Below are 12132 nucleotides of genomic sequence, written 5' to 3'. Positions count from 1 at the left end.
ATCCGGGGCATCATGATACAGACTATCGCCTTTTATATCTTTGCGGTGCTTGTGATCGCGTCCGCCGTGATGGTGATCACGGCCCGCAATCCGGTGCATTCGGTCCTTTGGCTTATCTTGGCCTTCTTCAACGCAGCGGGACTGATGGTGCTTGTCGGTGCGGAATTCATCGCGATGCTGCTGGTCATTGTTTACGTCGGGGCCGTGGCAGTCCTGTTCCTGTTCGTGGTCATGATGCTCGATATCGACGTTGCAGCCTTGCGGGCCGGTTTCGTGAAGAACTTTCCGTTGGGTATCGTCATCGCTCTAATCCTCCTGGCTGAGCTCGTCCTGGGGCTAAGCGCTTATCGCGTGGGCGCTATCGAGCTGGGCACGGCTGCAGCAGGCGAGGCGCCTGCGATGGTGGCAAGCAACACAGGTGCCATCGGCGGTTTGCTTTACACGAGATATCTCTTCCTGTTCGAGGCCGCGGGCATCATTTTGCTCGTCGCGATGATCGGCGCAATCGTGCTGACCCACCGCCCTCCGAAGAGCAAGCGCGGTCATCAGGATATCGGGAAGCAGGTTCGGAGGAACCCGGACGAGGCCACTGTTATGAAGCAGCCTACCGTGGGCGAGGGGGTCGAATTGTGATTGGCGTCGAACATTATGTCATCGTCAGCGCGATTCTGTTCGTGCTTGGCGTGCTGGGCATCTTTCTCAATCGGAAAAACATCATCGTCATCTTGATGGCTATCGAACTCATTCTGCTGTCCGTGAACCTCAATCTTGTCGCCTTCAGTGCCTTTCTCGGCGATCTTGTGGGGCAGGTCTTTGCTATGTTTGTCCTGACAGTTGCCGCGGGCGAGGCCGCTATCGGGCTAGCCATTCTGGTGATTTATTTCCGTGGCCGCGGCACCATCGCGGTCGACGATGCCAACCGGATGAAGGGATAAGCATCCGTGCAGACCTCCATTCTTTTCATTGTCTTCCTGCCCCTGCTTGCTGCGATCGTGGCAGGGCTGGTCAACAAGAGTGCGCCGAGCGTCTTTGCTAAGGCGATCACGACCGGTTCGCTGTTCATTGCCTGCATCCTGAGCTGGCCGATATTTCTCGGCTTCGTAAGCGGTAGTGCCGAAGCGACGGTCGTGCCGGTTCTCACATGGATGCAATCCGGTGAGCTCTCTTTCGACTGGGCTTTGCGTGTCGACACGCTGACCGCAATCATGCTGGTGGTGATCACGACAGTATCCGCACTCGTACACTTGTATAGCTGGGGGTACATGGATGAAGACCCGGATCAGCCCCGGTTCTTTGCATATCTCTCGCTGTTCACCTTTGCCATGTTGATGCTCGTGACAGCAGATAATTTGGTCCAGATGTTCTTTGGTTGGGAAGGGGTGGGCCTCGCCAGCTATCTGCTGATCGGGTTCTGGTTCAAGAAACCAAGCGCCAATGCCGCCGCAATGAAAGCTTTCGTGATTAACCGTGTTGGTGACCTTGGCTTCATGCTCGGAATTTTCGGCACGTTCTGGGTGTTCGGAACGGTGTCTATCCCCGAGATCCTGGCTGCCGCACCTAGCATGAGCGGTGCGACGATCGGCTTCCTTGGTATACGCGTGCATACCATGGATGTCCTCTGCATCCTTCTCTTCATCGGGGCCATGGGCAAGTCCGCTCAGCTTGGGCTGCACACCTGGCTCCCCGACGCAATGGAAGGGCCGACGCCGGTTTCCGCCCTTATTCACGCGGCCACCATGGTGACTGCTGGCGTGTTCATGGTCTGCCGTTTGTCCCCGATGTTCGAGACGGCTCCCGCTGCTCTGGCGATGGTCACCTTTATTGGCGCGGCCACCTGCATATTCGCGGCGACCGTGGGCACCACCCAGTGGGACATCAAGCGCGTCATCGCCTATTCGACGTGTTCGCAGCTGGGTTACATGTTCTTCGCTGCGGGCGTGGGAGCCTATGGCGCTGCGATGTTCCACCTCTTTACTCATGCATTCTTCAAGGCGCTCTTGTTCCTGGGCGCTGGCTCGGTCATCCATGCGATGCACCACGAGCAGGACATGCGTTATTACGGTGCGTTGCGTAAGCATATCCCGCTGACCTTCTGGGCCATGATGTTCGGCACGCTCGCCATTACGGGCGTTGGCATTTACCACCTTGGGGCTGGCTTCGCCGGGTTCTGGTCAAAGGATGCAATTCTTGAGGTGGCTTACGGGCGTGGTACCGACCTTGGCAATTTTGCGTTCTGGATGGGAACACTGGCAGCCCTGCTGACGAGTTTCTACAGCTGGCGCCTGATGTTTCTCACCTTCTGGGGTAAGCCGCGCTGGGCGGATAGTGAGCATATCCAGCACGCGGTCCACCACGGTCATGATGAGCCGGAGGAGCATAATCCGCCGATTCAGGAAGATTCCGGGCATGATGTGAGTCATCATGTGCCGTCGGATGACTATGAGGCAGGCACCGCCGGGTATCACCCGCATGAGAGCCCAGTCAGCATGCTGATCCCGTTGGGCGTTCTGTCCCTCGGGGCGATCTTAGCGGGGCAGGTCTTTGCACCTACCTTCCTTGATAATGCGGCCTTCTGGAACGGCGCGATCTTCTACAATGAAGATCTGATCCATCGGATGCATAACGTGCCTTACCTTGTGAAGTACGCGGCATTCATTGTGATGGTCATCGGGCTGCTCGTGGCGTGGCTTGGTTATATCAAGGATACCTCGGTTCCGGGTAAGGCGGCCGAACAGCTTGGGCCGGTCTATCGGTTCTTCTACAACAAGTGGTATTTCGATGAACTGTACCACTACCTATTCGTGGTCCCCGCATTTTGGCTGGGCCGACAGTTCTGGAAGCTTGGCGATATGGGGACCATCGATCGCTTCGGGCCCAATGGTGTGGCTTGGGTGATCGAAAAGGGCTCGGTCGGGGCCAAGCGGTTCCAGACCGGATATCTGTATAGTTACGCGCTGGTGATGCTCCTCGGGCTTGTCGCCGCCATCACCTGGGTTCTGTTCTGATGGAGTTTCCCATCCTCTCGATCATGCTCGCAGTGCCGCTCGTTGCGGCCATAGCCTGCCTGTTCCTCAACGCCTCGGCCGCGCGCATCGTTGCGCTGGTCGCTACTCTTGTCGATCTTGCGCTCGGAATTCTGCTTTGGCTCAATTACGACATCGGTGGTGCCCAGTGGCAGTTCACTGAGCGAGCGGGGCTCTTCGCAGGCTTCCAATATGCGCTCGGCATCGACGGCATTGCGTTGATGCTGATCATGCTCAGTGTATTCCTGATGCCCATCTGCATCTTGGCGAGCTGGACTTCGATCACGAAGCGTGTCGGCGAATATATGGCAGCTTTCCTGCTGATGGAAATGCTGATGATCGGCGTCTTTGCCGCTCAGGACATTTTCCTGTTCTACATATTCTTCGAAGCAGGCCTCATTCCGATGTATCTGATTATCGGGGTGTGGGGCGGCGACAACCGCATCTACGCATCGTACAAATTCTTCCTCTACACCTTGCTCGGCTCCGTACTGATGCTGATCGCAATGCTGTGGATGGTGAACGATGCAGGGACCACCGAAATTCCAGCGTTGATGCAGTATGATTTCCCGGCAGACGCTCAATTCTGGTTGTGGCTTGCCTTCTTCGCGAGTTTTGCTGTGAAGATGCCGATGTGGCCGGTCCACACATGGCTTCCTGATGCTCACGTTCAGGCACCGACCGCCGGTTCGGTCATCCTTGCCGGTGTGCTTCTGAAGCTCGGCGGCTATGGCTTTATCCGTTTCAGCCTGCCTATGTTCCCCGATGCCAGTGCAGATCTTGCCTGGCTTGTCTTTGCCTTGTCCATGGTTGCTGTCGTCTATACTTCGCTCGTTGCCTTGGTGCAGTCGGACATGAAGAAACTGATCGCCTACTCGTCGGTAGCTCACATGGCGATCGTGACGGTGGGCCTTTTTGCATTCAACGTGCAGGGGCTTGAAGGCGCGATGATGGTCATGCTGGGTCACGGACTGGTTTCCGGAGCGCTGTTCCTGTGTGTGGGTGTGATCTATGACCGCCTCCATACCCGTGAGATTGCTCGCTATGGCGGTCTCAGCATCAACATGCCGAAATATGCCTTGTTCTTCCTGCTCTTCACCATGGCGAGCGTGGGCCTGCCGGGTACAAGCAATTTCGTTGGAGAATTCCTGGCGCTTGCAGGCATCTACGAAGTGTCGACTTTCGTGACGCTGGTGTGCACTACCGGCATCATCCTCGGTGCAGCCTACATGCTCTATCTCTACCGCCGTGTCGCGTTTGGCGAGCAGAAGAATGCTGATGCTGCCGCCATGACCGATCTTAACGCCCGCGAATGGGCCATGCTCGCCCCCATCGCAGCCGCAGTGTTGTGGATGGGCATTTATCCCGAAAGTTTCCTAGCTCCCATGCGTCAGGACATCGCCGCCCTCGAAACGCGCCTTGCTGGTGTCGCACCGCGTTATGATAGCCCTCTCAATCAAGGGACGCCGCGCGAACACGCTGCGAATTACGTAGCTCCGATCCACGCCGAAGAAGGGCATGAAGGGGAGGGGGCGCACTAATGTCCTATTCGACATCCCTCTACCTGACCGGGCCGGAAATTGCTCTTTCCCTGTCGGGCCTAGTTCTTCTTCTCGTGACAGCTTGGACCGGTGAAAAAGCCGCACGCGCAATCACCATTGCAGCCGTGGCCGCTCTTTTCGGCGCCCTGTTCTTCAATGTATCTCTTTTCGACCAAGGGGCTGCCGGCATTGCTTTTGGCGGACTGTTTCTGGCCGACGGATTTGCAGTCTTTGCCAAAAGCCTGGTCTATATCGCAACGATTGCCTGCCTGATCGTCGCTCCGCGCTATTTCGACGCGCGCGGACAATATCGCGGCGAATATCCCGTACTCATGCTTTTCAATGCCGTCGGCATGGGCATGATGGTTTCGGCAACAGACTTGATGACGCTGTACATCGGTCTCGAGATGTCGAGCTTGTCATCATATGTGCTCGCAAGCTTCGCACGGACCAATGAAAAGTCGAGTGAGGCTGGCCTCAAGTACTTCGTGCTTGGTGGGCTCGCATCAGGAATTATCCTGTATGGTGTGAGCTTGGTCTACGGTTTTTCCGGGACCACCAATTACGAGGGCATTCGCGCAGCATTCGCGCTCGATTTCTCCACGGGTGCGATGTTTGGTGTGGTCTTCGTGCTCGCCGGACTTGCTTTCAAAATTGCTGCCGTGCCGTTCCACATGTGGACGCCGGATGTGTATGAAGGTGCACCAACTCCTGTTACCGCGTTCTTCGCGAGTGCTCCGAAGGTCGCAGCGGTTGCCATGTTGGTTCGAATGGCGACCGGTCCCTTCGGTGGACAGATCGAGGCTTGGCAGCAAATCGTAATTTTCGCAGCGCTTGCGTCGATCGTGGTGGGGGCACTGGGGGCAATTGGCCAGTCCAATCTGAAGCGTCTCCTCGCCTACTCCTCCATCAACAATGTCGGATTCACTCTTATCGGACTTGCTGCTGCGACCCCGGAAGGAATGTCAGGCGTCCTGGTTTATCTTTCGATCTACGTCTTCATGACGATTGGCAGCTTCACTGCGTTGCTGATGTTGCGCGACAAAGATGGCAATGCTCTGACATCGTTCGATGACATTTCCGGCCTCTCGACAACGAGCCCGGCGCTTGCTTGGTGCTTGCTCTCCCTCATGTTCAGCTTGGCTGGCATACCTCCGCTCTTCGGTTTTTGGGGCAAGTTCGTAGTGTTTCAGGCGGCTGTACAAGCGGATATGATCGCCCTTGCTGCGATCGGCATCGCGGCCAGCGTGATCGGGGCATTTTATTACATCAAGTTCGTGAAGGTCATGTTTTTCGATGATCCGAAGGGCTCGGGTCCTGCGGCAGCTCCGATCTCTCACTGGATTGTTCTCGGTGTGAGCGTGTTGATAATTTCGCCCCTCGGCTACCTGTTGACACCTTGGCTTGGCGACGTGGCCGATATGGCGGCCCGAGCCCTGTTCATAGCAGTTTGATCCGGACGATTTCCGAAACCGGGAGTACTAACGCCGATCTCGCTTCTGCGGTTCGCGCAGGGGAGATTGTAGCTGAGGGCGATTGGATTGTAGCCGACCGCCAAACTACCGGACGAGGCCGACAGGGACGTAGTTGGTTTGACGGTCTTGGCAATTTCATGGGTTCGACTGTCGTCCGTCTGAACGAACGAGACCCGGCCCCTGCGAGTTTGGCGCTCATGGCTGCACTCGCGCTCTACGAGACTGTTCAGCCGCTGCTCTCCAACGCTGCTGACCTCAAGTTGAAGTGGCCGAACGACCTCCTGCTTGGCGGTGCTAAAGTGGCGGGCATCCTTCTTGAACGTGAAGCCCAAGCGATTGTCGTAGGGATAGGGGTCAATCTGGCGATCGCGCCCGACCTTACCGACCGTCGCACGACCGCTCTTTCAAGATTCGGACCAACCCCTGATCGCGATCTCTTTGCGAACTCACTTGCCAACCACTTCGCCCGGGAAGTCGAGAGATGGCGAACCTACGGGATTGAGCCACTGGTTCGCCGATGGGAAACCGTAGCACATCCGCCGGGCTCGGAGTTGTGCGTCAATCCTCCGGGTGAGGAACAGATCAGGGGGACATTCGCCGGATTGACTGAAACTGGCGCGCTGCGCCTTCGTTTGTCCAGTGGAGACGAGCGTATCATTCATGCAGGCGACGTAATGCTCGCCAGTGAGGAAAGCTGAACCATGCTGCTTGCTGCGGATGTCGGAAATACCAACGTGGTCTTCGCCCTGTTCGACGGGCGTGAAATAAAGGCACGCTGGAGAATTGCGACCGATGCCAGGCGAACCGGCGACGAATATGCCGTCTGGCTGTTGCAATTACTTAATCTCGAGGGATACGAGCGGCGCGACATCACGCAGATCATCATCGGTTCGGTCGTCCCGAGATCGATCCATAATCTCACGGTGCTTTCTCAGAAATATTTTGCCGTGGAACCGGTGATAGCCGGACAGGGCCATGCGGAATGGGGTTTCGAACTCGATATCGAACAGCCCAGCTCATTGGGTGCTGATCGTGCTCTCAACGCCTTGGCCGCTCATGCAAAATATGATGGCGACCTCATAGTAATCGATTTCGGTACTGCCACCACCTTTGATATGGTCGATTTCAATGGCGCCTATAAAGGCGGCATAATTTCGCCAGGGATTAATCTCTCCCTTGATGCTCTCGTCGGCAACACCGCGAAACTGCCCCGCATTGCGATCGAGAAGCCAGCTAGCCAGAGCGTAATAGGCAGAAACACCGAGCAGCAGATGCTGATTGGCGTCTTCTGGGGGTATGTCAGTTTGATCGAAGGCTTGATCGAAAGGATGAAGCGCGAAATCGGACGGCCCGCAAAAGTTGTCGCCACCGGTGGGCTCGCCCTACTTTTCGATGAGCACACCAATCTATTCGATGCCGTCGATAGCGATCTAACGCTCGACGGCCTTGCCATTCTAGCGGAGCGTGCATCCCCTTGAGAAAGAACTTTACCCCCGAAGACGAACTCCTTTTCCTTGCACTGGGGGGATCGGGCGAGATCGGCATGAATGTCAATCTGTACGGTTGTCAGGGCCGCTGGCTCATGGTCGATCTGGGCATGACGTTCTCTGGGGGACAGTATCCCGGCGTTGATCTGGTTTTTGCCGATCTCGAATTTATCGAGGATCGGGTGAAGGATCTGGATGCGATCGTGCTCACCCACGCTCATGAGGATCACATCGGTGCGGTGCCTTATTTCGCTGCCGATCTCGGTGTCCCGATATTCGCGACCCCGTTTACGGCAGAACTCGTGAGGAGAAAGCTTCAGGAAGCCAATCTCGAACGCGAAGTCGAGGTCAACATCATCGAAGAAGACCATGGCAGTTTCCAGGTCGGACCTTTCGAAGTCACCTATATCCCGCTCGCGCACTCGATTGCGGAAGGCAACGCCTTGCTCATCGACACCCCGCACGGCCGGATTTTCCATACCGGGGATTGGAAGCTGGATGAAGATCCCATCATCGGCGAACCAGCGACCGCGGAAGAGCTGACGGAGATCGGAGACGACGGAGTTCTCGCGCTTGTTTGCGACAGCACCAACGTATTCAATCCATCCCCGAGCGGTTCCGAAGGCGCGGTATTCAAAGGCCTACTCGAGGAGATTCAAAAGCATTCCGGCAAGCGGGTATTGGTTACTACCTTCGCAAGTAACGTTGCGCGATTGCACACCTTGGGAGAGGTAGCCCGCGAGACAGGGCGCCAGATGTGCGTTGCCGGACGTTCCCTCGACCGAATAATCGAAGTCTCGCAAGCTAACGGCTATCTTTCCGATTTTCCTGAACCGGTCGATTTCGACACGGCCATGGGCTTACCGCGTGGCGAGGTGCTGATCCTTGCAACCGGTGGGCAGGGCGAGCCTCGTGCAGCGCTTTCCCGCATTTCCGAAGACAATCATCCGCTAAAGCTGGTTGCGGATGATGTAGTCCTGTTCTCCAGCAGGCAAATCCCTGGGAATGAACTGTCTATAGGCGCGGTGCAGAATAGGCTCGCTGCCAAGGGTATTACCATGGTGACTGACAGACAAGGTATGATCCATGTTTCGGGTCATCCGGGACGTCCGGAGCTAGAGGCACTTTACGGTTGGTTGCGACCAGAGGTCCTCGTGCCGGTTCATGGTGAAATGCGGCACATGCAGGAACAGGCACGGCTAGGCCTAGCGAATGGCATTGCCGATGCCGTCGTTCAGCAAAATGGCGATATCGTGAGGCTCGCTCCAGGAGCGCCAGGCAAGATTGCAGAGGTAAGGGCGGGGCGGCTTGTTCTGGATGGCGACATAATCACTCCAGCGGATGGCGACAGTATCGTGATGCGCCGCCGCATCATGCAAGAGGGCATTGTCGTTGTTGCGCTTGATGATCGTCTCAACCCGGTCATCGACAGCGTGGGCCTGCCGCTCGACGAAGATTACGACGACTTCGTCCGCGAAGGCATCGAAGATATTCGTACTGCTATCACGAAACTGAAAGGGGCAGATCGCAAATCGCGCAGCAGCGTCCATGAAGCAGCTCGTTTGGCTGCACGTCGCGCCGCACAGCGATGGTCAGGCAAACGCCCTCAGATTCGCGTTATTCTTCCTTCGACGGGACTGAGTTGATCCGATGAATTTGCCGATGGAATGGACGTCGATCCTGGCAATCTATGCGCTATTCTGGGTTGTAAGTGCGTTTGTGCTGTTGCCATTCGGCGTCCAGACACATGACGAGGCAGGCGTTGAGAAAGTACCCGGACAGGCAGACAGCGCCCCCGCCAATTTCCGGCCGGGCCTGATCGCCAAACGTGCGTCCTTGCTTGCTGCGTTACTGACCGTGGCTTACGTACTCAATTACGCTTTCGGATGGATCGAGGCTGAAGACCTGATTTTTTGGGGCCCAACTGCGAGCTGAGATTTATTGTCTGAGCCGTTCGAGGGCTTGGGCCAGGACCACGTACAATTTGCCCATATCGCTGGAGAGAAGTGTAACGCTGACTGCGTTGCCATCCCGCGTCGACAGCAATGTCCTCAACATGGCCTCGAAATCGTGAATGTACCGGTTGACGTGTTCTCGGAAGTCACTGTCTAAGTCGTAAATTGAGGCAATTTCCCGAGCTTCGGAACTGTCCAGAAGTCGAACCGCACGGCGCGTAAAGATACCGCGATCTCCACGAAGATAGCTGGCCCAGGCCGTGTCCGTCACTTCGCTCGAAAGAGCCTTGGCGATGTCGATGGAATTTGAATTCAGACTCTCGGTAATCAATGCGACGCGTCTTGCGAAATCGCTATCGATCGTATCCGTCGCTTTATCGCGAGCGTGGGCCACGCGAGCCTCGAGATTGCTGGTGAGGTCATTGAGCCTGGCGAGTTGATCACGCAGGTTCTGAGCCATTTCCCGAGTAGCAACGTTCGACCGGTCGCGCGCCGCATTGAGTTCCTCAAGCGCGTTCTCGGTTTTTTCCGATAGTGCCTGATCGATGGCGTCGGCACTGCGCGATCCGATTTCTTCGGCCAAACGTGAAATTCGCTCTGCCTGATCGGTCTCGATAGAAGCAAGCGCGTTGCGGGCCTTGCCTTCCAGTGCCGTGAGCGCATCATGTAGTTCGCCCTGCACCTGCTTTGCGAATGTATCGCTGTCGGATGCCAGAGATGCGAGAGAGGCTCGAAGTCGCTCGACTTCTTCTACTTGTCTTGCCGCCGAACCGTCGAAGTCGGTTTGGAAAGAACCGATCTCTTCAATTGTGTGCTGTATGCGGCCAGCTATGAGCTCCATCCTGCCTTCGAGAGTTTCTCCCGACGATCTTGCGTCTTGCAAGAGAACATGCACCTTATCCGCACGGAGTTCGAGCTCTTCAAGGCCCGCCTCGGAAATCGCCATCGCCTTGGGGAGTTCTTCGCCAGTCTTCTTGGCAGTTGCCTGGATGAGTTCCAGCAAGCGAACACTGGCGTCGGTCAGCCGCGCGATATGCTCATCCGTGCCTTCGAGCGCTTCACGGCTGCTGCGCAGCTGGTTGCCCAACGCATCGATACCGCCTCCAAGCGCTTCGCGCGCTTCATGACCGTGGGCAGCAACCTTGCTAAAGGTCAAACCGAGGGAATTGATCCGTTCGGCGAGTTCATCGCCCTCCGTAGCAAGAGTTGCAAGCTGTTCGCGTTGTGCATCGCGCCGAGTGCCGATCGCTTCATCCAATAGCGCCATCTGGTCGTTCATCTGGCGAGCGATGGCATCGTACGCGTCGGCAAGGGCTTGGGTACGGGCTGCAGTATCATCTTCGAACTGGCGGTTGCGCTCGGCAATGCGGGCATCCACAGTTTCAGCCTGTTCAAACAGGTCGCGCAGCTTGGTGTTGGCAGAATCCAGGGCCGCATCGTCGATAGCCTTGATTTCGGCAACTGCCCTTTCAAGGCGTTCCTTCATCTGGTCGATCTGACGCGTCCATGCCCCGATGGCGAGATCTTCTCCTTCTCGAACAGCGGACGCAACTTCCACCGCCTCCCTGCGCAAGGTTTCCATTCGATCCCTTATTGCCGAAATAGAAGCTTCTTCCTGCGTGGTCGCTTCTGCATGGGCCTCTCCGAGTTCGCTTCGCAAAGCGAGGCTTCTCGCCCGCAAAGCCGAAAGAGCCTCGACCTCCTGAGCCTGCAGATCGCTTCGAATGGCGTCGCTTCCTTCGGCCAGCGTCGCAAAACGCTCGTTCGCGATTGCCTCCAACTGGTCTGCTTGGGAGGAAAAAGCGGAGAGGGCTTCATCCACTCTCTGTAAAAGAGCATCTATCTGGCGCTCGCTCGCTTCGCCGAACTCGTTCAGTTTCTCGAACGCCGCGACGAGCGCACCTAGTTGGTCCTTCGCCGTCCGGCCCGCACCGACGATCTGGTTGGAAACGTCCTTGGCTGAATTGGCGACAACGGGAAGATCGCCGCGCAGCCTGCGCATATTCTCCAGGGCAGTTTCGCTAGTAGCCGCGATGGAATTCAGATGATCGCCATTTTCGGCTATCAAGCTTTGCAGCCTTTCAGCATGACCGGAGATGCGTTCCGAAGCGCTACGTCCAAGATATTCCAGATCGCGCGATTGATTGCCGAGAAACTCCCTCGCGAGGCTGAGTTCACGATTTACCGTTACAAGACGCTGTTCGAGCAGCGCAGTCTCTTTCGATAAAGCGGCTGCGACATTGCCGTACCGGGAAGCTTCGCGCGTGGCAGTACGCGACACAAGTACCCAGCACACCAAGATCACCATCACTGGGACAGACCAATCTGCCACGAGTGCAGCGACTTGTCGTGGTGCTGGCGAGACTGTGATTGCCGAAAGGTTGGCCCAGATAAAAAAGCCGGTCCAGCCGATGATGGCGATCGCTATGAGGACCTTCCCAATCCAGGCGCTCGATCGCTCTGCGGGCTCTTCGTCCAGCCACTCGGTTTCCGCAAATTGATCTTCTTCGAAACTAGTATCGGGTATTTCTCCCGCGACCGTTTCTGTTGGATTGCCTTCAATGGCATCCGATCCTTCGACCACCGAAATATGCGAGCGTTTTTTCATCGCTCTCTCCTACCACATGTCCCGCTATCATAAACCCTTGTTA

General features: G+C 56.5%; 10 protein-coding genes. 9 read left to right on the top strand and 1 reads right to left on the bottom strand.

Annotated features, from left to right (window positions below; genetic code table 11):
- Nucleotides 1-12 precede the first annotated feature (12 nt).
- Genes K3175_RS01695 through K3175_RS01655 form a run of 9 tightly spaced genes read left to right on the top strand, consistent with a single transcriptional unit; the run spans nt 13 to nt 9461 of the window.
- On the top strand, nt 13-633 hold the full coding sequence (locus K3175_RS01695) for an NADH-quinone oxidoreductase subunit J (RefSeq protein ID WP_221541643.1): 621 nt from the start codon (nt 13-15) through the stop codon (nt 631-633).
- On the top strand, nt 630-935 hold the full coding sequence (gene nuoK, locus K3175_RS01690; RefSeq protein WP_221541642.1) for an NADH-quinone oxidoreductase subunit NuoK: 306 nt from the start codon (nt 630-632) through the stop codon (nt 933-935). Before K3175_RS01695 ends, nuoK begins: the two co-directional genes overlap by 4 nt.
- 6 nt (nt 936-941) lie before the next feature.
- Complete coding sequence (gene nuoL / locus K3175_RS01685) at nt 942-3005, top strand: NADH-quinone oxidoreductase subunit L (RefSeq protein ID WP_221541641.1); 2064 nt, start codon at nt 942-944, stop codon at nt 3003-3005.
- Nucleotides 3005-4564 (top strand): NADH-quinone oxidoreductase subunit M, encoded by a 1560-nt coding sequence (locus tag K3175_RS01680; protein ID WP_221541640.1) that lies wholly within the window; start codon nt 3005-3007, stop codon nt 4562-4564. The genes nuoL and K3175_RS01680 overlap by 1 nt, the downstream gene beginning before the upstream one ends.
- Nucleotides 4564-6018 (top strand): NADH-quinone oxidoreductase subunit NuoN, encoded by a 1455-nt coding sequence (nuoN, locus tag K3175_RS01675; protein WP_221541639.1) that lies wholly within the window; start codon nt 4564-4566, stop codon nt 6016-6018. Before K3175_RS01680 ends, nuoN begins: the two co-directional genes overlap by 1 nt.
- A complete protein-coding gene (locus tag K3175_RS01670) occupies nt 5964-6737 on the top strand; it encodes a biotin--[acetyl-CoA-carboxylase] ligase (RefSeq protein WP_345719293.1) in 774 nt (257 codons plus the stop codon). The genes nuoN and K3175_RS01670 overlap by 55 nt, the downstream gene beginning before the upstream one ends.
- A 3-nt stretch (nt 6738-6740) precedes the next feature.
- Nucleotides 6741-7517 (top strand): type III pantothenate kinase, encoded by a 777-nt coding sequence (locus K3175_RS01665; RefSeq protein WP_221541637.1) that lies wholly within the window; start codon nt 6741-6743, stop codon nt 7515-7517.
- Nucleotides 7514-9172 carry a ribonuclease J gene (locus tag K3175_RS01660; protein WP_221541636.1) on the top strand — a complete coding sequence of 553 codons (1659 nt, stop codon included), beginning with the start codon at nt 7514-7516 and terminating at the stop codon, nt 9170-9172. The genes K3175_RS01665 and K3175_RS01660 overlap by 4 nt, the downstream gene beginning before the upstream one ends.
- 16 nt (nt 9173-9188) lie before the next feature.
- On the top strand, nt 9189-9461 hold the full coding sequence (locus K3175_RS01655; protein WP_221542313.1) for a DUF1467 family protein: 273 nt from the start codon (nt 9189-9191) through the stop codon (nt 9459-9461).
- A 3-nt stretch (nt 9462-9464) separates the two neighbouring features.
- Here the strand turns inward: K3175_RS01655 and K3175_RS01650 are convergent, their stop codons facing one another.
- Nucleotides 9465-12089 carry a coiled-coil domain-containing protein gene (locus K3175_RS01650; RefSeq protein WP_221541635.1) on the bottom strand — a complete coding sequence of 875 codons (2625 nt, stop codon included), beginning with the start codon at nt 12087-12089 and terminating at the stop codon, nt 9465-9467.
- Between the last annotated feature and the right edge of the window lie 43 nt (nt 12090-12132).

Origin of the sequence: Qipengyuania aestuarii, from assembly GCF_019711535.1 — a bacterium.
In the GTDB taxonomy this organism is placed as follows: Bacteria; Pseudomonadota; Alphaproteobacteria; order Sphingomonadales; family Sphingomonadaceae; genus Qipengyuania; species Qipengyuania aestuarii.
Note: the sequence above shows the minus strand (reverse complement) of the source record. Positions and strands in the feature narration are given on the sequence as shown.

Coding starts and splice junctions, on each gene's coding strand:
- K3175_RS01695 (WP_221541643.1), top strand. CDS start 13: ATGATACAGACTATCGCCTTTTATATCTTTGCGGTGCTTGTGATCGCG.
- K3175_RS01680 (WP_221541640.1), top strand. CDS start 3,005: ATGGAGTTTCCCATCCTCTCGATCATGCTCGCAGTGCCGCTCGTTGCG.
- nuoN (WP_221541639.1), top strand. CDS start 4,564: ATGTCCTATTCGACATCCCTCTACCTGACCGGGCCGGAAATTGCTCTT.
- K3175_RS01665 (WP_221541637.1), top strand. CDS start 6,741: ATGCTGCTTGCTGCGGATGTCGGAAATACCAACGTGGTCTTCGCCCTG.
- K3175_RS01655 (WP_221542313.1), top strand. CDS start 9,189: ATGGAATGGACGTCGATCCTGGCAATCTATGCGCTATTCTGGGTTGTA.
- K3175_RS01650 (WP_221541635.1), bottom strand. CDS start 12,089: ATGAAAAAACGCTCGCATATTTCGGTGGTCGAAGGATCGGATGCCATT.